At 32.4% G+C, this 22757-nt stretch carries 23 protein-coding genes; 9 read left to right on the top strand and 14 right to left on the bottom strand.

The features are described from left to right. Positions 1-7 precede the first annotated feature (7 nt). Positions 8-1969: a KUP/HAK/KT family potassium transporter gene (locus tag IWX83_RS07025; RefSeq protein WP_073354982.1), complete on the bottom strand. Its 1962-nt coding sequence runs from the start codon at positions 1967-1969 to the stop codon at positions 8-10. A gap of 113 nt (positions 1970-2082) precedes the next feature. Next, on the bottom strand, positions 2083-3558 hold the full coding sequence (locus IWX83_RS07020; protein WP_196828623.1) for a hypothetical protein: 1476 nt from the start codon (positions 3556-3558) through the stop codon (positions 2083-2085). 116 nt (positions 3559-3674) lie between these two features. Here IWX83_RS07020 and IWX83_RS07015 point away from each other — a divergent pair, with 116 nt between their 5' ends. Further along, positions 3675-4736 (top strand): oxidoreductase, encoded by a 1062-nt coding sequence (locus IWX83_RS07015; protein WP_196828621.1) that lies wholly within the window; start codon positions 3675-3677, stop codon positions 4734-4736. Between the two features lie 74 nt (positions 4737-4810). On the opposite strand, the gene IWX83_RS07010 is transcribed toward IWX83_RS07015, so the two are convergent. From IWX83_RS07010 to IWX83_RS06995, 4 genes are all read right to left on the bottom strand, one after another. After that, a complete protein-coding gene (locus tag IWX83_RS07010) occupies positions 4811-5269 on the bottom strand; it encodes a sensor of ECF-type sigma factor (protein WP_196828619.1) in 459 nt (152 codons plus the stop codon). 48 nt (positions 5270-5317) lie between these two features. Next, on the bottom strand, positions 5318-5734 hold the full coding sequence (locus IWX83_RS07005; RefSeq protein ID WP_073354989.1) for a hypothetical protein: 417 nt from the start codon (positions 5732-5734) through the stop codon (positions 5318-5320). A gap of 31 nt (positions 5735-5765) precedes the next feature. Then, on the bottom strand, positions 5766-6308 hold the full coding sequence (locus IWX83_RS07000) for an RNA polymerase sigma factor (protein WP_196828617.1): 543 nt from the start codon (positions 6306-6308) through the stop codon (positions 5766-5768). Positions 6309-6369: 61 nt separating this feature from the next. Further along, on the bottom strand, positions 6370-7491 hold the full coding sequence (locus IWX83_RS06995; RefSeq protein ID WP_196828615.1) for an SRPBCC family protein: 1122 nt from the start codon (positions 7489-7491) through the stop codon (positions 6370-6372). Between the two features lie 610 nt (positions 7492-8101). On the opposite strand from IWX83_RS06995, the gene IWX83_RS06990 reads away from it, so the two are divergent. After that, on the top strand, positions 8102-8485 hold the full coding sequence (locus IWX83_RS06990) for a nucleoside triphosphate pyrophosphohydrolase family protein (protein ID WP_196828613.1): 384 nt from the start codon (positions 8102-8104) through the stop codon (positions 8483-8485). A 99-nt stretch (positions 8486-8584) separates the two neighbouring features. On the opposite strand, the gene IWX83_RS06985 is transcribed toward IWX83_RS06990, so the two are convergent. Beyond that, the gene (locus tag IWX83_RS06985; protein WP_196828611.1) at positions 8585-9652 is read right to left on the bottom strand and encodes a branched-chain amino acid aminotransferase; all 1068 of its coding nucleotides are present in this window, start codon (positions 9650-9652) and stop codon (positions 8585-8587) included. A 301-nt stretch (positions 9653-9953) separates the two neighbouring features. On the opposite strand from IWX83_RS06985, the gene mnmD reads away from it, so the two are divergent. After that, positions 9954-10616, top strand: coding sequence for a tRNA (5-methylaminomethyl-2-thiouridine)(34)-methyltransferase MnmD (gene mnmD, locus IWX83_RS06980; RefSeq protein WP_196828609.1), 663 nt, complete (start codon positions 9954-9956; stop codon positions 10614-10616). 156 nt (positions 10617-10772) lie between these two features. Continuing rightward, a complete protein-coding gene (locus IWX83_RS06975) occupies positions 10773-10970 on the top strand; it encodes a hypothetical protein (RefSeq protein ID WP_066078440.1) in 198 nt (65 codons plus the stop codon). Between the two features lie 33 nt (positions 10971-11003). Here the strand turns inward: IWX83_RS06975 and IWX83_RS06970 are convergent, their stop codons facing one another. Beyond that, entirely contained in the window at positions 11004-11945 is a 942-nt protein-coding gene (locus IWX83_RS06970) for a hydrogen peroxide-inducible genes activator (RefSeq protein WP_073354999.1), read from the bottom strand. 115 nt (positions 11946-12060) lie between these two features. On the opposite strand from IWX83_RS06970, the gene IWX83_RS06965 reads away from it, so the two are divergent. From IWX83_RS06965 to can, 4 genes are all read left to right on the top strand, one after another. Then, the gene (locus tag IWX83_RS06965) at positions 12061-12540 is read left to right on the top strand and encodes a Dps family protein (RefSeq protein ID WP_073355016.1); all 480 of its coding nucleotides are present in this window, start codon (positions 12061-12063) and stop codon (positions 12538-12540) included. 128 nt (positions 12541-12668) lie between these two features. Next, positions 12669-12950, top strand: a complete 282-nt coding sequence (locus IWX83_RS06960; RefSeq protein WP_196828607.1) for a hypothetical protein — start codon at positions 12669-12671, stop codon at positions 12948-12950. Positions 12951-13032: 82 nt separating this feature from the next. Continuing rightward, positions 13033-14703, top strand: a complete 1671-nt coding sequence (locus tag IWX83_RS06955) for a SulP family inorganic anion transporter (protein ID WP_196828605.1) — start codon at positions 13033-13035, stop codon at positions 14701-14703. A 78-nt stretch (positions 14704-14781) separates the two neighbouring features. Further along, entirely contained in the window at positions 14782-15417 is a 636-nt protein-coding gene (can, locus tag IWX83_RS06950; protein WP_073355004.1) for a carbonate dehydratase, read from the top strand. Between the two features lie 93 nt (positions 15418-15510). Here can and IWX83_RS06945 read toward each other — a convergent pair whose 3' ends face one another. The 4 genes from IWX83_RS06945 to IWX83_RS06930 all read right to left on the bottom strand — a co-directional run bounded on the left by IWX83_RS06945 (position 15511) and on the right by IWX83_RS06930 (position 19744). Next, positions 15511-15753 (bottom strand): hypothetical protein, encoded by a 243-nt coding sequence (locus IWX83_RS06945; RefSeq protein ID WP_073355005.1) that lies wholly within the window; start codon positions 15751-15753, stop codon positions 15511-15513. 18 nt (positions 15754-15771) lie between these two features. Continuing rightward, positions 15772-17208 (bottom strand): NADP-dependent isocitrate dehydrogenase, encoded by a 1437-nt coding sequence (locus IWX83_RS06940; RefSeq protein ID WP_196828603.1) that lies wholly within the window; start codon positions 17206-17208, stop codon positions 15772-15774. A 695-nt stretch (positions 17209-17903) separates the two neighbouring features. Then, positions 17904-19103 (bottom strand): LETM1-related biofilm-associated protein, encoded by a 1200-nt coding sequence (locus tag IWX83_RS06935; RefSeq protein WP_196828601.1) that lies wholly within the window; start codon positions 19101-19103, stop codon positions 17904-17906. A gap of 113 nt (positions 19104-19216) precedes the next feature. Next, a complete protein-coding gene (locus tag IWX83_RS06930) occupies positions 19217-19744 on the bottom strand; it encodes a superoxide dismutase family protein (protein WP_073355010.1) in 528 nt (175 codons plus the stop codon). Between the two features lie 238 nt (positions 19745-19982). On the opposite strand from IWX83_RS06930, the gene IWX83_RS06925 reads away from it, so the two are divergent. Then, positions 19983-20897: a YihY/virulence factor BrkB family protein gene (locus IWX83_RS06925; RefSeq protein ID WP_196828599.1), complete on the top strand. Its 915-nt coding sequence runs from the start codon at positions 19983-19985 to the stop codon at positions 20895-20897. A gap of 145 nt (positions 20898-21042) precedes the next feature. Here IWX83_RS06925 and IWX83_RS06920 read toward each other — a convergent pair whose 3' ends face one another. Both IWX83_RS06920 and IWX83_RS06915 read right to left on the bottom strand, forming a co-directional pair. Further along, positions 21043-21942, bottom strand: a complete 900-nt coding sequence (locus IWX83_RS06920) for a mechanosensitive ion channel family protein (RefSeq protein WP_196828597.1) — start codon at positions 21940-21942, stop codon at positions 21043-21045. Beyond that, on the bottom strand, positions 21943-22755 hold the full coding sequence (locus IWX83_RS06915) for a mechanosensitive ion channel family protein (RefSeq protein ID WP_196828595.1): 813 nt from the start codon (positions 22753-22755) through the stop codon (positions 21943-21945). It lies immediately after the preceding gene. Between the last annotated feature and the right edge of the window lie 2 nt (positions 22756-22757).

The following is a 22757-nucleotide window of genomic DNA, read 5'->3' as shown; positions in this document are numbered from 1 at the left end:
AGAATGATTATTTTATTCTTGTCAAGTCCATCTTCTCTGGTGCATGAAGCACAAGTGGGAATTTTTCAATTTTAACAGAGCTGCTGTCTAAACCAAAAGCTCTTTCTTCGGATAAGCTTAATTTTTTAATTAAGAAGTAGGAGTTCATGATGATTTTCTCATGCCATCTTAAGTCGCTATCGTTAGATAGAAATTTTTCGGATAAAACAAATTTAAAATCGCCAATGATATTGTTTTTATTTAGCGATTCGTATCGACTTGTTATATCAACCTCTCCTTTTTTAACCATATCTTTAATAACTTCTCTAAACATCAAGTTAATTTTAGTGGGCTCTCTAAAACCAAGATTAAAGTCTACACGGTACAAGTCATCTTTTACAATTTCGGTAACTTTATATTCTGCTTTGTAAGGTTCTGTCAATATATTTACGTGAACAAACCAGTATATATCCGCTCTTTTTGGTCTTTTTTGCAAAATAGAATACATTACTTTTTCCTCTATTTCGTCTGCTCTACCAGCATTTGTCATGTATACTAAGTGTGTTGCGTACTTTGGTATACTTAAATCAGCACTTAATTCAACAAGTACTTTTTTATAATCTTCAATTTTAACAATTTTAGTATAACTTTTGTTGATTTGTTTGGCTAAGTACCATGTAGTCATGATGCTGATTAAAGTGATAGCTATAAAAAGAGTTACGTAACCACCTTCAGCAAATTTTGTAATATTGGCAGCTAGAAAACTAAATTCAATTATTAAATAAATCGCAATTAAAGGTATAATAAAGTAAAGTTTCACCCTTTTCATTATCAAATAAAAGTTAAGCAGAATAGTGGTCATTATCATACATAAGATAATAGCCAGACCATAAGCATGTTCCATATTACTGGATTCTTCAAAGTGCAGTACAATTCCAACACAACCAATAAACAATAACCAGTTTATCGAAGGAATGTACAATTGACCTTTTAATTCCGTTGGATATTTGATTTTTACTTTAGGCCAAAAATTCAGTCTCATAGCTTCATTTATCAAAGTAAATGAGCCACTAATCAAGGCTTGTGATGCTATTACAGCAGCAAGAGTTGCTATAATGATTCCTATAGGTTGGAACCAATCCGGCATGATAAGATAAAATGGATTTCCATTTTTTCCACCCAAAGTTTGAAGTGTTTCTCCTTCGTGATGAATTAAATAAGCAGCCTGTCCAAAATAATTAAGCACTAGGGCAGTTTTTACAAAGATCCAGCTAATTCTAATATTTTTACGTCCGCAATGACCCATGTCGGAATATAATGCTTCAGCACCTGTTGTACAAAGGAATACAAATCCTAAAACAAAAAATCCTTCGGGATGAATGGTCAGTAAATGATACGCATAATAAGGATTAACGGCTTTTAAAACCTCAATATTTTGTCCAATTTGTGATAATCCTAGTATGGCGAGCATTCCAAACCAAATTAGCATTATTGGAGCAAAAAACTTCCCAACTAATTTGGTCCCAAATTGCTGGATAGCAAATAGAATAAATAAAATACTAATCACTATTGGAATGGTATTTATTTCGGGATAATAAGTTCTAATTCCTTCTACAGCAGAAGAAACGGAGATAGGAGGTGTAATAATTCCATCGGCTAACAGTGCACTTCCCCCAATGATGGCAGGAACAATCAACCACTTTATTTTAGTTTTTTTGACTAAAGCATACAAAGCAAAAATCCCACCTTCACCATGGTTGTCAGCACTTAATGTGATTAGGACATATTTTATGGTAGTTTGTAAAGTAAGGGTCCAAAAAACGGCAGATACGCCACCCAAAACAACGTCAGCGTTAATAATATGATCGCCTAATATAGCTTTCATTACATATAACGGAGAAGTTCCTATATCACCGTAAATTATTCCTAATGAAATTAATAAACCACCTAATGTTAATTTACTATGCAGGTCTTTGTGCGATGCGCTCATGTACTATTTTTAAAAAACTTGTCAAAAATACACTTTTAAAATAAATTAGAGCTTTTTATCCAATAAAAAAACACGGCTTTAAAGCCGTGTCTTATCTTTTCTAATCTATTTTATTAGGATCTTCTATTATCATTTCTTGAAGAGGAATTCCCACGTTGAGCGTCACTTTTTTGCGGTGCTGACTCTCTTGACGAGTTTCCTCTATTTTGCGACTCTGCTCTTTGTGGCGCAGCTTGTCTGGCCTGATTCATTCTGTTTTGAGAATAATCTCTTGGTGACTCTGCTCTTTGTGGCGCAGCTTGTCTTGGCTGACTCATTCTGTTTTGAGAATAATCCCTTGGAGACTCTGCTCTTTGTGGTGTAGCTTGTCTGGCCTGACTCGTTCTGTTTTGAGAATAATCTCTTGGTGACTCTGCTCTTTGTGGCGCAGCTTGTCTGGCCTGGTTTGTTCTGTTTTGAGAATTATCTCTTGGTGACTCTGCTCTTTGTGGCGCAGTTTGTCTCGACTGACTCGTTCTATTTTGGGAATAATCTCTTGTAGAACCGCTTCGTTGTGGCGCAACTTCTCTGGAAGAATTAGTTCTATTTTGAGAATAATCTCTTGTAGAGCCGCTTCGTTGTGGCGCAACTTCTCTGGAAGAATTAGTTCTATTTTGAGAATTATCTCTTGTAGAGCCGCTTCGTTGTGGCGCAACTTCTCTGGAAGAATTAGTTCTATTTTGTGAATAATCTCGCGAAGAACCGCCTCTTTGTGTAGCAGATTCTCTGGAGGAATTAGTTCTGTTTTGAGAATAATCTCTTGAAGAACCGCCTCTTCTGTTAGCATAGCCAACTTCGTTTCTAGAACCTCTTCTTTGGTCTAATTCGTAACGGTTTACCACATTTGCATTTCTTCTTGAAAAAGAATAATTTGGGTTTTGTCTTTCATAGCCATTCGAGCGTCTTGAATTGTAATAAACTACAGTGCGATCATTTCTTCTATTATTAACATAATTGTAGTAATTATTAATATTTAGATTAATATTGATATTGTTTCTGTATCGGAATACTGGAAAGGGATTCCATGCATAATAATAAGAGGGATAATAATTCCAATTCCAAGAGGAATAGTAAGGACGGTAATTAGTGGACCAAAAAGAAGCGTAAATTACAGGAGTACTGTAATATACTGGCTCATAAATATAGTTTTCTCCATACATAAAAACGTCACCAACTACTTGTACATGAATTTTGTTGTTTCGGTCTTTTTCTACATCAATTGTAGCAACATCTTGATAAACATCATCATCAAGAACGGATTGAACGATGATTAAATGTGTTCTGTTTTCTACTGTTTCAATCACCCGTAAGTAATCAACTTGGTTGTCGTTGTTTAAATCCAAATTAGATATTTGCAAATCAGGATCATTCAGTCTTCTTTCAAAATCCTGTAGGTCTCTAGAATCGCCAAAAATAGAAGCAACAGCTCTCAAGTCAAGATTGTCACTGATTTCGGCATTCATAGCATTTACTGATGTTCTATTTTGCGCTTGTATCTGCGTTGCGAAAACAGCAGTCAATAGACTCAATAATAGTAGTTTCGTTTTCATAATTAATTGGATTAAATTTCCCTTTTTTTTCAATATCCAATTACTGTGCCAATTAATTTGGGTACTTTATTGCATTTCTATTAATAGTTGTAAATTAGCAGTAAAATGTACTAAAAATGAAAAATATTTTACTGTCTTTGTTGGTTTTAGTAGTTGCTGTGTCTTGTAAAACAAGTATTTATAAGTCTGAAAGAATAGAAGAAACTAATTTTCAGTCTGCTGTAATAGACACTTTATTTCAGGATAAAATAAGTATTAGAGCGATTCAAATTGATAAAAATAAAATTTGGTACGCTGCAGATAAAGGAAGATATGGTTTTTATAATTTGGATTCTAATCAAAAGATTGAAAATAGAATCAGCAAGGATTCACTAAATCTTGAATTTAGAAGTATTGCTCAAACAATAGAACATGTTTTTATTTTAAATGTAGCCAACCCTGCACTTCTTTATCGGGTTTCCAAAGCGGGTTTGAGCACGCAGTTAGTTTACCAAGAAAGCCACCAAAAAGTGTTTTATGATAGCATGCAATTTTGGGATAACCATGAAGGAATTGCAATGGGTGATCCAATTGAGAACTGTCTCAATATTATTGTAACAAGGGATGGTGGCAATTCATGGAATAAAATATCATGCGAAAAACTACCAAAAGTGTCAGATGGGGAAGCAGCTTTTGCTGCAAGCAACACTAATATTGTTATAAAAGATAATAACACTTGGCTTGTTTCAGGTGGTAAAAAAACGCGAGTTTTTTATTCTCCTGATAGAGGTGAAAGTTGGTCTGTTTATGAAACTCCAATTGTACAAGGCAAAACTATGACAGGAATTTTTACAGCTGATTTTTACGACTCAAATATAGGGATGGTTGCTGGAGGTGATTATGAGGTTAGGAACCAAAATTTTTCTAATAAAGCAAGGACAACAAATGGAGGAAAAACATGGGAGCTTGTCTCGGAAAATCAAGGTTTTGGCTATGCGTCTTGTGTGCAGTATGTGCCCAAAAGCAGCGGAAAATCACTTGTTACTGTGGGAACTTCTGGAATATATTATTCCTCAGACAGCGATACTATATGGAAGCTATTGTCTACGGATTCCAGCCTAAATACAATACGTTTCCTTGATGACAAAACTGCGATTGCAGCGGGACAGAATAAAATGATTCGCATCCGTTTTAAATAAAAAAAACACCTTAAACTGTAGCAAATTAGCCGGAAGTTTAAGGTGTTTTTATTGAACTAATAATAAGTGAAATTTTATTTTCTGGAGCCTTTATTTCTATATTGTTGCAGTAATTTTCTATTAAAATCTTCCTCTGCTTTTTTAAGTTTAACTATTTTTACTGCAGGTAAAATTTTCTTCACATTCTGCATGAATTTCTTTCTTAATAAAAAGAGTACTTCCTCCGTATCTTCTATTTGTGCTAAGAAAGTATTAGCTTCTTTTTCCGTTATTTGGTCTAAGGAGCCATCATTCATTCTTCTCATGTAGGTTTTCATTTTTTGATGTCTCAATTCAAATTGTTTGTCATCAAAGGTGTTATAGATTGGCCAGAATCTCTCTGCTTCATTTGTGGTGAAGTCTAATTCCGTTGTGAAAAAAGCGGCTTTTAACGCTTTAATCTGTTCTTTTTTATCTTTCATACTTTCGCCTTGAGCAAAAAAGTTAAAGGAAACGAAGAATACTAGTATTGGTAATAATTTTTTTAATGTCATTTTTATTTTTTTAAATTTTATCTTTTAGTGAAAACTTTAAAAACTCATTTAATCTAAAATGAGATTTTCTAAATTTGAGTTTGTTGATAAATGATCTTCAATGGTTTCGTCTTCTAGAACGATGCTACTATTGATTTTTTCAATATCTTCCGTCTCTAGTCCATTTATTAGGTCATATTGGTTTACATTAGACTGATAAGTAATGTAATTTTCTATGGCAACGGTATCTAATTCTTTTGTATTTGACTCAGTGGGGCTTAGAATTGGAATCAATAAGGCAAAAATTAAAACGGCAGCAGTACTTAACATAATTAACAATTTTCTTTTTTGAAAAATAGAAATTACTTTTGGCTCGCTTACTGGCAATTGCTCCATCATTTTGATCGAAAAATTTTCAAAATAGTGATCGGGTATCTTAAATCCGGGTTCAATTTTAGGATCGTTTTCTAATTTAAATGTTTTCATATTCTTTTAGACAGTGTTATTACAAAAAGGTTTAATTAGTGGTTACAAATGCTTCTATTTTTTTTACTGCAATGTGATAGGATGCTTTTAATCCACCCACTGAGGTTCCTAGTATTTCAGAAATAGCTTCATACTTGAGTTCTTCAAAATATTTCATTTTAAAAATTAGCTGCTGTTTTTCAGGGAGTAAAGCAATCGCTTTTTGTAATTTTATTTGAATTTCATTTCCATCAAAAAAAACATCGGCTTCTAGATTATCGATTGCTTTATTTTGTATTGTTTCTGATGAAACTCCACTTCTTTTTGATTTTTGTTTTAAAAATGTCAAGGCCTCATTGGTAGCAATGCGATACATCCACGAAAAGAGTTTACTGTCTCCTTTGAAATTTTTTAAATTTTGAAATATTTTAATAAAAGTATTTTGCAACACATCATCTGTATCGTCGTGATTCAAAACGATATTTCTAATGTGATTGTAAAGGGGTCTTTGATAATCCAATATCAACTTCTGAAACGCTTGGTTTTGCGTTTTAGAGTTTAATAACTGATTTATAAATTCCTGTTCTTCTTGCAAAATTGTTTTTTATAGATGAGAATAGAATTTATTAAAAAGGTTTAATCGTTTCCTATTAGTTTTAAAATTCAGATTGCTCTTCCTCTTTGTTGATAACAGGTGCAGGAACTTTTACAGCTTCTACTTTTTTAATTGGAGCAGGAATATAAGTGCTGACAGGAATCACTTTTGGTTTTATCGGGTAATAAATTTCAGTGACCCATCTCGATGGATTCTTAATTTCGGATCTGCTGATTTTGAAGATTTCCAAATGTGAAAATGTAGGATCGACTATTATTTTATTAGAATTAATGAATCCCATTGCTTTATCCATCGCTTTTTTCGTGTGGGAATAATCACCAGTTAACGTTGTTTTTACAGCCTCAAAGCCCTCCAGTTTTCCAGTTAAGATGTCACTGCCTGAACTTGTCAAAATTTGACTTTTTATAGGTACACAAAAAGAGATTCTAGCCAGTCCATTGGCTAAGTCATAAGTATGATAAAGTAAAAATGGTTTCCCGTTGCGCTCGATATCGTTTTTATTACAGAAATCAATTATCTTGAAAAATACGATCCTTGAATTTTTGGTAACTTTAGAAAGTTTGCTTGTAAAGGTTTGTTTTAAGTAATAAGTAGGTGCAATTTTTGTTAAGCCATCTACTTTTACTTTGTACGTGTTTATTTCAAAATCAAGAGTTTTGTCTAGCTTGGACAAACTTTTTTCATACATGACCCCAATGATTTTATCCATACCACCGTTAAAGGCAGTATACACTTTCATAGAAAAACTCATTTTCCCAATAGTCTTCCATGTTACTTTTGTGCCGCCTACCGTATCCTTGAAAGTCCAAAACACCGCTGATGAACTTCCATTGTAGTCCATTTTTTGTGAAATACTGTCGTTTTCCTTTACAAAAATAGTTTTCATATTTCCAGAGCCGTCTTTTCCTTCCCAAGAATAATAGGCACCTACTCCAATTGTTTTTTGTGGATAAGTAATTTTTATTTCAGGATCTTCAGTAATCCATGAACCAAAATCTTCCCAGTTTTTGAAATCATTTACAAAATTATAAACGTTCGATTTTGGAGAATTTATGATTTGACTTCTTTCTACGGTAAAATCTCCTTTTTGAGTAGCTACAAAAATGGATAGGGCTACAAAACTAAGCAGTAGTAAAAGAAATAAATATTTTAAAATCCTCATAATACACGGGTTTATTAATTTCTGTAAAGTTAAAAATTTAATTTATAAGTCACTGAAAGTGTTAAATAAATATATATATCTTTTTTTGTGAAAAAGGGACAATATAATTCAATTGTTTTTTGTTCAACTAGATTTGAATGGCAAGTTATAATCTATTTTAATTATAAGGGTTTTTTTAAGGGCATAATGTTTAGAATTTTATTCCGTTATTTTTAAGTAAATGATATTCAATAATTTAGGATATAAATAGGAGTGAGGATTAGATTTGAATTTACAAAAGGTCCTGAAATAAAAAAGTCCACGATAAAGTGGACATTATTATTTATTTATTGCAAACTACCGTTTAAAGAATATCTTTATCAAGAACAATATCCCAATAAAAACTCCAAATCCTATTAATATTTTATAATTGCCTTTATAAAATATTCTGTGCAACGCTAAATCTTTTCGGTAGGCGTATACCATCGCAATGACAAACGCAATAAAAAAAAGTCCTGCAAATACTAATTGTCCCTGACTAAACATAATTAAAATATTTTTTTGACAAATTTAGTTATTTGTTTAATAATAGTTTGCTAATTTGTATTTTCATTTGATAAAAATACTAAAGATGCAAAAACAAATTAATGCCGTAAAAGAATTTCATTCTACGTTCAAAATTGATTTTAATGAAAGTCCTACAGCCAATTTAGGAGAGCGTAAGCATGAACTTCGTTATAATTTAATGAAGGAAGAAAATGAGGAGTATCTAGAAGCGGTTCAAAATAATGATTTAACAGAAATAGCAGATGCTTTAGGAGATATGATGTATATTCTCTGCGGAACAATTATAGAGCATGGCTTACAGGATAAAATAGAGGCGGTATTTGATGAAATTCAGCGCAGTAACATGAGTAAATTAGACGAAAATGGAAACCCTATTTATCGGGAAGATGGAAAAGTATTAAAAGGGCCAAATTACTTTAAACCGGATTTTTCAATTATTCTTAAATAGGATTTACTAAGCCCTCTAGACGATAGGTAGTCCTGTAGAAAACAATAAAGGCGATTTTACAAATTAAAATCGCCTTTATGTAAAGATAAAATCTAAAAATTATATTTTAACGGTCCATCCAAAAGTGTCTTTTTCTAACTTATTTTGAATATTGGTCAATTTGTCTTTGAGTTGTATTGCTACTGATTTTTCAATTTTTGGCAATTCAAAATAGACATCTTGATATGAGAATCCCGAGATTGGACTAACTACGGCAGCTGTTCCAGCTCCAAAAATTTCTTTTAAAGTTCCATTTTTAGCTGCTTCAACTAGTTCAGAAACTAAAACTGGACGAATCTCCACCTCTATTCCTTCACTTTTAGCCAGGTCGACCAGTGTTTTTCTGGTTACCCCATCCAAAATTCGTTCACTTACTGGAGCAGTAAGTAAGGTATCGTTTATTCTAAAGAAAACATTCATTGTTCCAGCTTCTTCAAGTTTGGTATGCGTGGCGTCATCCGTCCAAATAACCTGCTGAAAACCGGCTGCATTAGCTAATACAGTAGGGTAGAACTGAGCCCCATAGTTCCCCGCTGCTTTTGCCGCCCCAATTCCTCCATTTGCAGCTCTACTGAAATGTTCTGCAATAAGTACTTTTACATCACCAGAATAATACGATGTCACTGGAGATAAAATGATCATAAATTTATAATCATTAGATGGGTTAGCAATTACGCCCGTTCCAGTTGCAATCATAAAAGGTCTGATGTACATCGCATTTCCTTTTCCTTTTTTTATCCAAGCCTCATCCAACTGTAGTAATTGATGTAGCCCATTCATGAATATTTCTTCAGGAACCTCTGGCATAGCCATTCTAACCGCTGATTTATTGAAACGATTGTAGTTTTCATCAGGTCTAAAAAGCCAAACAGCATCATCAGTATCCTTATAAGCTTTCATTCCTTCAAAAATCGCTTGTCCATAATGAAATACTCTGGTTGATGGGTCTAACAAAAAAGGAGCGTAGGGCTTAATGACTGGTTTTTGCCATTCCCCATTTGTAAAATCACATTCAAATAAATGATCCGTAAAAACGGAACCAAAGCTTAAGTTTTCAAAATTTACTTCCTTTATTTTTGAAGTAAGAGATTTTAAAATTTCAATTTTGTTAGTTTGAGTTGTACTCATAGTATTGTATTGTTTTTTGTTTTTTTATAAAGTTATAAGACAAAGCTTAAAAAGATAGAGTTTCCATCTCTTAGACTTTAATATTTGCAAAATTAAATAAAAATCAGCAAATTACTTATCAAAACTACATTAATTATAGCGTTTAACTAACATTTGTTTACGTTTTTGAAAATCAAAAAAAAACAAGCTTAATTCCAGTGATTATATAAAAAATTGCCGTTTTTAAGTGGTAAAGGCAATAGTTTTGATTAAATTTGAGCGGTTTTATATTATATAAAGCAGTATAACCTAGCATATAATTTTGAAAAGAGAAATAATTCAGACCCTTGACGGCTCTACAACGATCCATTTAACCGAATGGGACGAATGTTATCATTCAAAGCATGGCGCAATTCAAGAAGCGCAACATGTTTTTATTAAAAATGGCCTTTCCCTATTTCAAAATCAAAAAGTTGCTATACTCGAAATAGGATTTGGCACTGGTTTAAATGCTTTTATCACGCTTTTAGAAGCCAAAAAAATGCAGCAGACCATAGATTACGTAGGGGTAGAAGCCTATCCAATTTCTGCAGAAGAAGTCTTAAAGATGAATTACGTATCTGAGTTGAATGCAGATCAGGAAAGTACGCTTTTCGATACGATTCATGAAAGCAATTGGGGAGAAAAAGTACTTTTACATGATGGTTTTACACTAACCAAACGGAAGCAATTTTTTGAAGAAATTAATGATGACAATACGTACGATTTAATCTATTTTGATGCTTTTGGATATAGAGTCCAACCAGAATTGTGGAGTACAGAAATTTTTAGAAAAATGTTTAAAGCGCTTAAAAATAATGGAGTACTGGTTACTTATGCTGCAAGAGGTGTTGTTAAAAGAAGCATGATCGAAGTAGGATTTACTGTTGAAAAACTGGCGGGACCTCCTGGAAAAAGAGAAATGTTCCGTGCTCGCAAGGGCTAAGATACGTTTTAATTAGATTATTTTAATAGTTTGGTCTAGTTTTATAGCGTAAAATAAAAAACCAAAAACTACGTTAAATAATAATTATGTAATATCAAAAAATGTAATTTTACGTCAATATTAGAATCTTAATCTAACCAAATTCATCCTTGTCTTATGTCGAAAATAATGTACGATTATACAAAATCTGTTTTAGAAAGAGTAAGTTTTGATCCAATGCTTTTTTGCAAAGAGTTAGAAAAAGCCATCAAGATGTTATTGCCCTATGAAATGGAACAATTGCGTGAATGGTTATTAAATTTTACGATTGGAAAACCAGAATTAAAACAATGTTTATTAATAGTAAATTCATAAAAAAAAGGAACCGCTAACTAACGGTTCCTTTTTTTATTTTTTATGAATGGAACTGATGATTTGTACATTCTGGAAAACGATTGCTCCTTTTATGACGCCAGCAATTGTGCTGCGAAGCGCTTCAATAATCTGAATTTTTAATTCACTTTTAGGAAAAATTAAACTGACCTCTCGTGCCGGTTTAGGTTCTTTAAAATGGCGCAACTTAAGTTTGTCGCTATCTTTTAAGTCTAATGTATGCAGGTAGGGAAGTAATGTAGTTCCTAGTCCTTCATCGGCTAGTTTTATTAAGGTTTCAAAACTCCCACTTTCTATTTGAAAATGACCTGTTTCACTTCGAGGATTATTTTTGCATAAGTTTAGAATTCCATCACGAAAGCAATGTCCATCTTGCAGTAGTAAAATTTCGTCCAAGTTTAAGTCGGAAACTTCTATTTCTTCTTTTTGAAAATGGTGGTGGCTTTCTGGAATGTAAGCAACAAAAGGTTCGAAATAGAGTACAATTTCTTTAATTTTATCTTCCATCAAGGGCGTTGCAGCAATAGCCGCGTCAAGATGACCATTATTTAGTTTTGTTATAATTTCTTCCGTATTCAACTCTTCGATGATGAGTTTTACCTTAGGATATTTTTTGATGAAATTATTCAAAAACATAGGTAGCAGCGTGGGCATGATAGTGGGAATTATTCCTAGCCTGAATTCTCCACCAATAAAACCTTTCTGTTGCTCAACAATATCTTGTATGCGATCTGCTTCGTTGACTATATTTTTGGCTTGGTTTACAATTTTCTGACCAATATCAGTAAGTTGAATAGGTTTTTTTGTTCGATCAAATATCTGAATGCTTAATTCTTCTTCTATTTTTTGAATTTGCATGCTCAATGTAGGTTGAGTTACAAAACACTTTTCTGCAGCCAATGTAAAATTTTTATGTTCAGCCACGGCAAGAACATATTTTAGTTGAGTAATTGTCATAATTATAATAATTGCTGATGCAAATTTAGTAAAACTATAACTTTTTATTATGGTGTTTTTCATTAATCTTAGGCTAAATTTACAATTGTAAGAATTTAATATAAAAACTATGAAAATGAAAACAAACATTTTAGGATTACCAGTTAAAGAATCAGAATTGATAGTTAATGAATTGAATATTTTGTTATCTAATTTTCAGGTGTATTATCAAAATTTAAGAGGAATTCATTGGAATATAAGAGGGAAGCGTTTTTTTGATTTGCATGTGAAGTTTGAAGAATTATACACAGATTCTCAAATGAAAATTGATCTAATAGCAGAGAGAGTCTTAACTGTTGGAGGTACACCACTTCATACTTTTGAAGATTATATTAAAAATAATCAGTTGGTTGTTGGTAAAAATATTTCTAATGATGAAAAAGCGGTTCATTTGATTGTCGCCTCGTTATCTCATTTACTAAAAATTGAAAGAGAGATTCTTAATAAATCTGCAGCAATTAATGATGAAGGTACAAATGCCATGATGAGTGATTTTATCTCAGAGCAAGAGAAGACAATATGGATGATGCAGGCTTGGTTAGAAGAAAGCTTGTAAGTTAAATATTGATTTAAAAAAGGCAAAATGAACTATAAATTTTTCATTTTGCCTTTTTTTTTGTTAATTTATAGCAAAAATAGAATAACTGGCATCATTTTTACCAAACTAATTCTATTTTTGCGCCAATGAAGATACTATCTAAAATGTTTTTAATTCTGTTTATTGCTTTTTTAATCACGCCTGCAGTTATTACCGTGATTGAGAAAAGTGGGGATATATCTATTTTTTATACTGTTTCTGAAGAAGAGCATGTTCATAAAGAAATTAAGACTTTTTTTTATTTAGAAACCCCTGCTGAAATTAGTGCTTCATCCAAGATATCTTCTGGCGTTATCCTATCGGAGAATTTATCAAAACACGATAAAATTACCTCTTCCATATTTATTCCTCCTCCCAACGAAGTATAGTACAATTCTCGATTTTATTTTTTAAAATTAATTAGCACATTAGCATGTGGTTCATTTTGTATTCAATTTTTAGTTAGGTATTATGACAAAAAAAAATAATCTTTTTGCTAACCTTAAATCTGATTTTGCGTCTGGTTTAGTGGTTTTTTTAGTGGCGTTACCATTGTGTTTAGGTATTGCAATGGCTTCTGGAGCTCCGTTATTCTCTGGAATTATAGCTGGAGTTGTTGGTGGTATAGTGGTAGGGTATTTAAGTAAGTCGCACATAAGTGTTTCTGGACCTGCAGCGGGTCTTACCGCTATTGTACTTACTGCAATTACAGATTTAGGTGCTTTCGATATTTTTCTAACGGCTGTTTTTATAGCGGGCGCAATTCAACTAATATTGGGTTTTGTAAAGGCAGGAAGTATTTCTAATTATTTTCCAACTAATGTTATTGAAGGAATGTTAGCCGGTATTGGTATCATCATTGTTTTAAAGCAGCTGCCTCATGCTTTTGGATATGACAGTGATTTTGAAGGAGATTTGGCCTTTATGCAAAAGGATGGAAGTAATACATTTTCTTCGTTAGCTGGTATTGTTGATTATATTCAAATTGGTTCTATCGTTATTACATTAATTTCTCTGACAATATTGATTTCATGGGATAAAGTGCCATTTTTGAAAAAATTAAAGTTAGTACCAAGTGCTTTAATCGCAGTTACTATTGGTGTTATCTTAAATGAAATTTTTATAGGAACAGGAAGCACGTTAGCAATTGGAAAAGAACATTTGGTTTCTTTACCGGTTCCATCCTCTTTAGAAGAATTTAAATCGATCATCGTAACTCCTAATTTTTCTGGAATTGCAAATCCTAAGGTATGGGTGATTGCCTTAACGATTGCTATTGTTGCATCTATTGAAACTCTTTTAAGTATTGAGGCAGCAGACAGAATGGATGTGCAAAAGAGGTATACCGATACTAATGTAGAATTAAAAGCGCAAGGTATTGGAAACATGATCAGTTCACTTTTAGGCGGTTTGCCGTTAACTTCTGTAATTGTACGTACCTCTGCCAACAGTAATTCAGGCGCTAAGTCTAAAATGTCTGCCATTATTCATGGCTTATTATTACTAGTTAGTGTGCTTGCTATTCCAGTGATTCTTAATAAAATTCCGTTGGCCACCTTAGCAGCTATTTTGATCCTAGTTGGCTATAAATTAGCAAAACCGGCTACATTTAAACACTTTTGGGAAAAAGGGAAATACCAATTTGTGCCATTTATTGCCACTTTATTGGCGGTCGTATTTTTAGATTTGTTGAAAGGAGTTACCTTAGGAATTATCATTAGTATTATTTTTGTTTTAAAAGGAAATCTACAGCGAGCTTACTTATTTAGAAAAGAGGAATATGCTGATGGCGACGTTATTCATATTGATTTGGCACAAGAAGTTTCTTTTTTGAATAAAGCGGCTATCAAACAGACATTAAGTCAAATTCCAGAAAATTCTAAGGTGATCATTGATGCAAAAGATACGGTTTACATTGCTCATGACATTTTGGATTTAATCCATGAATTTAAAACGACGAGGGCAATGGATGATAATATAAAAGTGAAGCTAAGAGGGTTTAAAAAAGCATATCAGTTGGAAAATACGATTGACAGTCAAAATCATGTGACTATTGAACATTACTATGATGCTGCAAAAAGAGTAATGGTTACAAGAGAATTAGCAGATGATGAATTTCTTGAGGAAGAAAAAAACATTTAATTAAACAAAAAATGAGTTCCTTTACAATAGATTTGCAAGGAATAAACGGTTGTATAAATAAAATAATTTTTAAAAGTTATGGTTGATTTTTATAAAAAAATACTAGAGAATAATAAAAAATGGGTAGAAACCTCATTAATGAGCGACCCAAATTATTTCCAGGATTTAGCTAAAGGGCAGACACCACCTTTGTTATGGATCGGTTGCTCTGATAGTAGGGTTCCGGCAAATGAAATTATAGGAGCAAAACCCGGGGAAGTATTTGTACATAGAAACATTGCTAATATGGTTGTACATAGTGATATGAATATGTTGAGCGTTCTAGATTATGCAGTAAATGTATTGAAGGTGAAACATGTATTAGTATGTGGACATTATGGATGTGGTGGTGTGAAGGCTGCAATGGGAAATGATTCTATAGGAATTATTGACAACTGGATTCGTCATATTAAAGACGTATATCGATTACACAGTAATTATTTAGATTCTATTCAAGATGAAGCGACACGGTTTAATACTTTTGTAGAATTGAATGTAAAAGAGCAGGTTTTTGATTTAGCCAAGACCTCAATTGTTCAAGCGGCATGGAAAAATGGTCAAGAACTAACATTACACGGCTGGGCATACGGACTTAATTCTGGTTTCGTGACTGATTTAGAGGTTAATATCAGTTCGAATAAAGATTTAGATGCGGTGTACCAATTGAAATTTTAATAGTATCAAAGCCACTTTTAAGTGGCTTTTTTAGTATCAGAATTTGATTTTCCTTATTTTTTCATTTTACAACTCGAAATAGAAGGCAACCCGTTATTCTATGTGAATTGAACATTTAATTTTGACTCCACTATTTTGTGTGTTTAAAAAAAGTCTAGTGTCATACAATGATTTTTGAAGATTTTTAATTTTATTCTCACGACTTTTGATGTCTTCTTCTTGCTGTGAGTTGCAAACCTTACTTTCATGAAATTTAATTTTTACTTCAATCATTTTAACAATTAGCTCTAGGGCTTCATTTGTGCTAAATTCAACTTCAATAAGTGGGATTTCCATGTTTTTAAGCTTTAAAGATTATTGTCCTTGACCTAATGAATATCCGGCTTTTCCATCAAAGTCGTATAAATTTTCTGTTTTAATTACATCAATTTTAGCATCCAACGCAGTGGATAATAAAGTTATGATTTGGCTTTTCTCGATTAATTTTCCATGGGTTGGTTTAAATCTACAACGCCAGTGATCCGTGCAATAGGTTTCATTAAATCCGTCAGGCCAAACTTTAATTCCACGATTGGTAATCATAGTCAAATGTTTATCATCAGTACCAATAGTTTTAATTTTTTCGGCCAATTCGTTTGGATCTGTTCCATTCCAATGTATAAATAGGTCAACTCCAACTAATTCTTTGTTTTTAGCAGGTTTCTTTGCATATTTTGGTAGGTTTAAAACGGCATCTTTCGCATACGAAACGTGTTTTAATTTAGATGGATTTTTACCCAAATTGGCAATAACAGCTTGGGCAAATTCTTTTGTTCCTACTTTTTCTTTGCTTATTCCTTCTTTGTAAATATCATAAGTATGGATTCCGTCTTCTATGGTTTTTAACCAAGCATTTTGTATTTTTTCCGCAATTTCTGTTTGCCCAATGTGATTTAGCATCATTACAGCACCTTCTAATAATCCAGATGGATTTGCCAAGTTTTGATCAGCACGTCTTGGTGCTGAACCATGGATTGCTTCAAACATGGCACATTCTTCACCAATATTAGCCGAGCCAGCCAATCCAACAGAACCAGCAATTTGTGCAGCAATATCAGACAGAATATCACCATAAAGATTTAAGGTTACTATGACATCAAAGATCTCTGGCGTATCCGCCATTTTTGCAGCACCAATATCAACAATCCAATGTTCATTCTCAATTTCGGGATATTCTAAAGCAATTTCATCAAAGACCTGGTGAAACAGTCCGTCTGTTTGTTTCATGATGTTGTCTTTAGTAAAACAAGTTACCTTTTTTCGACCGTACACTTTAGCATACTCAAAAGCATAACGAACTATTTTTTCGCAACCAGGACGGCTTATAAGTTTTAAACATTGTACTACTTCATCGGTTTGTTGGTGCTCAATTCCAGCATATAAATCCTCTTCATTTTCGCGAATAATTACAATGTCCATTTTAGGATGTTTGGTCTCTACAAAGGGATGTAAACTCATACAGGGTCTCACGTTTGAATATAGTCCAAGAAACTTTCTAGTTGTTACATTTAAACTTTTGTAACCACCACCTTGTGGAGTGGTTATTGGAGCTTTTAAAAAAACTTTATTTCTACGAATAATATCCCAAGATTCACTCGCAATTCCAGAAGTATTTCCTGATAAATAAACTTTTTCTCCTACTTCTATTTCATCAATTTCTAATTCTGCTCCGGCTGCAATAATGATTTTAAGAGTTGCATCCATTATTTCTGGACCAATTCCATCTCCTTTAGCTACTGTAATTCGAGTCATTTGATTTATTTTAAGTGTTTTGATACTGCAAAGTTCGCACTATTTATACATAAATTTTTATTTATATTTGTAATGAAACACATAAAATATTTTTATATGTTGTATTCCTAGTTTGCTAGGTGTTTTTTTAAATTGAAGTTGCAGAAAACCAACACTAGTACTTCCTTTTATTCCTCCTCTTTTTGTCAATCCTTAAAATCTATTAGATAATTAGCTTAAAATTCTACTTGATGGGATTATTGAAGGAGATTTCTTTTACGAGAAATTGGAATAGAAACTTAAATGCGATTGTCAATACGCTTAAAGAAGATTTTAAAACCGCAGTGATTTTAGCCTAATTTGACTTGGTGAATTTGTCTTGAAGCTTCCGTAATAAATATGAAATTGGGAAGGTAGATCATTTTTTGAGCGGGACAATTTGTAAGTAGAAATAATTTAATTCCAAAATCTAAATGCATTTGACTTCCAATAAAGCGCTAAAATAATCGATTTTCACCGTTGTTGTGACTTTCAAGTTGATAAATGATTAGCTTTCAAGACGAACGATAAAGTGCCACTTATACAATCCTATTTTGTGTTAAAACGGGCTATTTTATCTAAAAAGCCACATGTGAAATAATAAATAAAAAACGTCAGCACAAGATTATTTGAAGTACACAAAAATGAATTCAATTCAATATATTTTTTGATGCGGGCTATTCATTATCCATATTCTCATTAAAGGCAGATGGTAATAAAGTAGGTATAAATTTAATTAGAATAGGCAGCAATAAACTCCCTCCCGGAAGTAAAAAAATAGCCAGTGATGGAACGGTTTTACAAATTTCTAATAATTGTTTTTTGACTTTTTTCTTTTCTTTCTCGTCTAAATCCCTGCGAGTGGAATAAGCTAGGAGCACCATTAATTCCTTACTTTGTAAAATTTCTTTAATCAATCTGTTTTTATTACGGCCAATAAGAGTAACTACACTTTGAGTGGTTTGGTCATAAAAATGCTTAACTGGATTTGAATAATTAAAATATGGAATTTCTTTTTTGTGCTTTGAAATGAATAGATGGGTACTGTTGACACTTTCGTTTACAAAATAATCGGGTATTTGCAAGATCTCAGCTAACGATTGCAAAAAATACAATTCATCATTTTCTATTTTACCATCACTCCACAAAGCCATTCCAGCAATATCTATTAAATAATATTTTTCCAATTCATTTGTGAAGTAATCTAATTGAAGTGTTTCTAAACTTTGAGCTGAAACTTTTGAGAATTTACTATAGCGAATAGAAGCTTCAAAGAGTTTGATTAATAAATCATCGTACTGTGATTTTTTGGATTTTATTTTTAAAGCCAATGTGACGATATTTACAATGGTCTCTTCAATTTTTTTTAGGTATTTTTCGGGAATCTCTCCATGGATTAAATATTGACGAAACGCAAGTGTGTCAATAAACAATAATGCATTAGTAACAAGATGAGAAAAATTTTTACTGATGATGCTGTCATTAGTTTGAACTCGAGCATCAATAATTTTTTCTAAAGTTAAAGCAGGTGAGTTTTTGGGTAATATTTTTTTAAATAAATTAGATCCTTGAGGATGCGTTTGATTGTAAAAAATAACAACATGTTTAATGAAATTAGCAGCAGTAATATCCTCATTGGTCAAACAAAAAACACCATATAAGGTATTCAAAAGTGCTACTTTTGAGATCTCATCTTTAAACCAGCCTTTGGTATCAATGGCTGTAATTGTTTCAAAGGAAATGATATGACCATAGATAAATCCCGTATCTCTAACTTTTTGATAAAAAGTGTCCGTAGTTTTTGAAACAGTATCTTTTGAAAATTTTTGTTCAATAAAAAATTTATCTATCCAACCTGATGCCGAAGGGTTAATCATTGCTCTAATTTGAAGATACAAAGCTATGTATTTTTATGGTCTTCTTGTTATAATAAAATTAAAAAACCGTCTCATAACTGTTATGAGACGGTTTCATTGATTTATTTCAAATATTATTTGATAATAGCAGAGCAGGCAACCCTTGCGCCAGCATTTCCAGCAGGTTGTGAAACATAATCATCAGCGCCTTGATGCACGATTAACCCTTTACCTATTATGTTTTTAGTTTCATCTGCAGATCCAATACCCCATTCACTAGTCCTAAAAGTGACGGTGCCATTTCCATTTTTATCAGCTGTAAAATTACCAATATCTCCTTTATGAGCTTCGCCTTCTCCTAATTTTCCGTGTTTTTTAAATGTTGGATTCCAGTGTCCACCGGCGGAACTTCCATCAGCAGCGGTACAATCTGATTTCTCATGAATGTGTATGGCATGAATGCCAGGAGTTAAGCCTGTTAATTTAGCAATCATCGTTACTGTTCCTTTATTTTCAACAAATGTGGCCGTTCCGGTTACATTGCTATTACTTTTTGGTTCGAAAGCAATCACCAATGTCTTATCATTATTTAAGGAAGTATTGGTTTTACAACCAATTAAAACTGCTAAACCAATTCCAAATAGTAAAACTAATTTTTTCATAATATGTTTTATTTCAAAGATAAGAAATTTTGGAGTGCAGAGTAGGAGATTCCCTTGTTAATAATGGAATGTTTTATTTTTTTTTAAAATGTACTTCTAATTGGTAAAGAATATCTTTATACTTTTGCAAGGAATGTATCATTCGAACAAAAGGCCTAGTTTTGTTACTGCATGTAGCGATAGAAACTTTGATATTGGAATTTATATTTTTAGGTAGTATTAAAAAAGAGTTAAAAAAATGAAGCACAAAGAAATAGCCATTATTAGCTGGAGTTTATTGAAAAGGACTTATAACGAATTTGATGATGATAATGGGATAAAGTTAAGCGCATCTTTGTCTTATTACACTATCTTTTCATTGCCTCCATTATTGATTATCATATTGTCTATTTTTAGTTTTTTGTTTGGAAGAGAAGCAGTTACTGGACGGTTTTTTGGCCAAATAAATGGTATGGTTGGCAATGAAGCGGCCATTCAAATTCAGGAAACGATCAAAAATATAGAGTTGTCAGACAGTGTTACATTTGCCACAATATTTGGAGGAATTATGTTGTTGATAGGAGCATCCGGTGTATTTGCCGAAATACAAAGTTCTATCAATTCTATTTGGGGGTTAAAGGCAAAACCCAATAAAGGCATTATGAAATTCATTAAAAACCGCTTAATGTCGTTTTCAATGATTGCGTCAGTTGGATTTTTGTTGCTCGTGAGTTTGATGGTCAATACTGTCATGGATGTTATAAACACACGTTTACTTGTTTATTTCCCTGACACCACGGTATATATCTTTTATGTTTTCAATATTGTAATCTTATTTGCAACAACCACGATCTTGTTTTCCATAATTTTCAAAACTTTACCAGATGGATATATCGTATGGAAGGATGCTTTAATAGGTGCCAGTTTTACTTCTTTTTTCTTTATGATAGGTAAATTTGCGATAGGCTTTTATCTAGGTAGCTCAACTGTAGCTACTGTTTATGGTGCTGCGGGATCGGTAATAATTATATTAATTTGGGTATATTATTCGGCTATAATTTTATATTTTGGAGCTGAATTCACTAAAGTGTATGCCAATGCACATGGCAATAAAATAGTACCAAATGCTTACGCTGTTGGAATTAAAGTGGAAGTGGTAGAAGTTGAAAAATAAAATAGGTAGTAATTTAGATGGGAATCTCTACTAAAATGGAGCCTTAATTGCGTATAAAATAATATAGAATTCTTTATACAGCCTCGCTTAAAGCAGTATTAATTTGATACTTTAAGTTTAATTTTTGGAAAGTAAGTCAGCTAAACTATTTCTTGATGTTTACATTAAAATCAGGAGTTTGAACTAATTGGAATGTTGCAGAAGCAAATTTAATTTCTCCATTTGTGGCATCAATTTCTTTTAGAATTTTAGAAAATAAAATGGTTTTTGTGGCTCTTCTTTTTTTATAACTGACAACATATCTTAACGTAAATTCAACCCAGTTATCATTGGCAATTAAAGAAACCATGGGCTCTGTTTGTGCATCTTCTAGGCTGTATTTATTTTGAAGAGTTTTCCATTTTTCGTGTGATTTTTCAGCTAAATCTCCTGCTACTTCAGTTCCTACTTTAAGGAAAATGGCTGTTGCTTTTTCATAATTACTACCATATTGAATGGGCAATTTAATTTCATCCCACAAAAAGGGGAAATCACCAGAATAATTAAATACGGGCTCTTTAAAAACAAAACTGTTGGCGATTAGTACAATTCGGCCGTTATATAGATCTCCATCAACCCATTGGCCAATTTCCATTATCGTAGTTCTTAGAACTCCAATATCCATAACATCCCCTTTGATACCTCCTAATTGAACGCGATCACCTGTAGTATAAAAATTACCAAAAAGAATAGCTAGCCAACCAGCAAATGATGCAATTACTTCCTGCAAGGCAAAGGCAATACCAGCTCCCGCAACTCCCAAAGCTACCGTAAGGTTACCAAGTTTTTCATTGAAAACGATCGTAATTAGCAGAATAGTTAAAAAATAACCAATGAAGCTGCTGAATTTTTTAGTACGGTATCGATTGTCTGCGTTTTTTATTTTCGAGAAAAAATTCCGCTGGAAGACTTTAATTATGGACCAAATAAATAGCACACCAATTAAAATTACTGCAATTTTTCCTATTGTAGGATTAAAAAGATAGCGCTGAATTTGCTCTTCCATTTATTCATTATTTAGATGTAGGACTCTCTGAGGAAATGGAATGGTGATATTATTTGAATTAAACATTTCAAATATTCTTATTCTGATTTCACTTTTAATGTTTTCTACTCTAAATACTTCGTCCGACCAGAAAATTACAGAGAAATTCAACGAAGAATCTCCAAATTCCGAAAAACGTACAAATGGGCTAGGGGTTTGGAGCACTCCCTCTTGTTTGTCAGTGGCTTCTTTTAGAATAGTCATAACCAGCTTTACATCCGATGAATAGTCGACGCCCACACTAATTTCAAATCGAGACGTAATTTTACTATGGGTCCAATTTATTAATTGGTTTTTTGTTAAATCAGAATTTGGCAGAATAATATATTTGTCATCTCTAGTCAATACGGTGGTCGTTCTGATATCAATTTCCTGTACCTGACATACTATCCCGTTTACTTCAATGATGTCATTTACTTTCACCGTTGAGTCAATTAGAATTATTATACCCGATATAAAATCGCTAAATAGATTTTGTAATCCCAAACCAAGACCCACAAGTAGGGCAGCAGAGCCTGCAATTAAAACCGATAAATTAAAACCAAATATTTGTAAACCAATAATAAAAGAGAAAATCATTATAAAGTATTTTATTAAGCTGTAAATAGAATATTTTTTTGAAAGCTCAATATGGTTTGCTTTATAAATTGTTTTTTTTATAACGAAGAGCAATATGAAAACTGCTACAATTAAAAGAGCAAAAGTGAAAATTGTACCTAATTTAAAATTAAAATCTCCAAATATAAGAAGGGTGTAGTTCAATATTTCTTTCATTG

This window comes from Flavobacterium sp. CG_9.1, assembly GCF_015751645.1.
Classification (GTDB): Bacteria; Bacteroidota; Bacteroidia; order Flavobacteriales; family Flavobacteriaceae; genus Flavobacterium; species Flavobacterium xanthum.
Note: the sequence above shows the minus strand (reverse complement) of the source record. Positions and strands in the feature narration are given on the sequence as shown.

What these genes read in the sequence shown, in the direction of transcription:
- IWX83_RS07025 (WP_073354982.1), bottom strand. Translation starts at nt 1,969, where the DNA reads ATGAGCGCATCGCACAAAGACCTGCATAGTAAATTAACATTAGGTGGT.
- IWX83_RS07020 (WP_196828623.1), bottom strand. Translation starts at nt 3,558, where the DNA reads ATGAAAACGAAACTACTATTATTGAGTCTATTGACTGCTGTTTTCGCA.
- IWX83_RS07015 (WP_196828621.1), top strand. Translation starts at nt 3,675, where the DNA reads ATGAAAAATATTTTACTGTCTTTGTTGGTTTTAGTAGTTGCTGTGTCT.
- IWX83_RS07010 (WP_196828619.1), bottom strand. Translation starts at nt 5,269, where the DNA reads ATGACATTAAAAAAATTATTACCAATACTAGTATTCTTCGTTTCCTTT.
- IWX83_RS07005 (WP_073354989.1), bottom strand. Translation starts at nt 5,734, where the DNA reads ATGAAAACATTTAAATTAGAAAACGATCCTAAAATTGAACCCGGATTT.
- IWX83_RS06995 (WP_196828615.1), bottom strand. Translation starts at nt 7,491, where the DNA reads ATGAGGATTTTAAAATATTTATTTCTTTTACTACTGCTTAGTTTTGTA.
- IWX83_RS06990 (WP_196828613.1), top strand. Translation starts at nt 8,102, where the DNA reads ATGCAAAAACAAATTAATGCCGTAAAAGAATTTCATTCTACGTTCAAA.
- IWX83_RS06985 (WP_196828611.1), bottom strand. Translation starts at nt 9,652, where the DNA reads ATGAGTACAACTCAAACTAACAAAATTGAAATTTTAAAATCTCTTACT.
- IWX83_RS06975 (WP_066078440.1), top strand. Translation starts at nt 10,773, where the DNA reads ATGTCGAAAATAATGTACGATTATACAAAATCTGTTTTAGAAAGAGTA.
- IWX83_RS06970 (WP_073354999.1), bottom strand. Translation starts at nt 11,945, where the DNA reads ATGACAATTACTCAACTAAAATATGTTCTTGCCGTGGCTGAACATAAA.
- IWX83_RS06965 (WP_073355016.1), top strand. Translation starts at nt 12,061, where the DNA reads ATGAAAACAAACATTTTAGGATTACCAGTTAAAGAATCAGAATTGATA.
- IWX83_RS06960 (WP_196828607.1), top strand. Translation starts at nt 12,669, where the DNA reads ATGAAGATACTATCTAAAATGTTTTTAATTCTGTTTATTGCTTTTTTA.
- IWX83_RS06955 (WP_196828605.1), top strand. Translation starts at nt 13,033, where the DNA reads ATGACAAAAAAAAATAATCTTTTTGCTAACCTTAAATCTGATTTTGCG.
- can (WP_073355004.1), top strand. Translation starts at nt 14,782, where the DNA reads ATGGTTGATTTTTATAAAAAAATACTAGAGAATAATAAAAAATGGGTA.
- IWX83_RS06945 (WP_073355005.1), bottom strand. Translation starts at nt 15,753, where the DNA reads ATGGAAATCCCACTTATTGAAGTTGAATTTAGCACAAATGAAGCCCTA.
- IWX83_RS06940 (WP_196828603.1), bottom strand. Translation starts at nt 17,208, where the DNA reads ATGACTCGAATTACAGTAGCTAAAGGAGATGGAATTGGTCCAGAAATA.
- IWX83_RS06935 (WP_196828601.1), bottom strand. Translation starts at nt 19,103, where the DNA reads ATGATTAACCCTTCGGCATCAGGTTGGATAGATAAATTTTTTATTGAA.
- IWX83_RS06930 (WP_073355010.1), bottom strand. Translation starts at nt 19,744, where the DNA reads ATGAAAAAATTAGTTTTACTATTTGGAATTGGTTTAGCAGTTTTAATT.
- IWX83_RS06925 (WP_196828599.1), top strand. Translation starts at nt 19,983, where the DNA reads ATGAAGCACAAAGAAATAGCCATTATTAGCTGGAGTTTATTGAAAAGG.
- IWX83_RS06920 (WP_196828597.1), bottom strand. Translation starts at nt 21,942, where the DNA reads ATGGAAGAGCAAATTCAGCGCTATCTTTTTAATCCTACAATAGGAAAA.
- IWX83_RS06915 (WP_196828595.1), bottom strand. Translation starts at nt 22,755, where the DNA reads ATGAAAGAAATATTGAACTACACCCTTCTTATATTTGGAGATTTTAAT.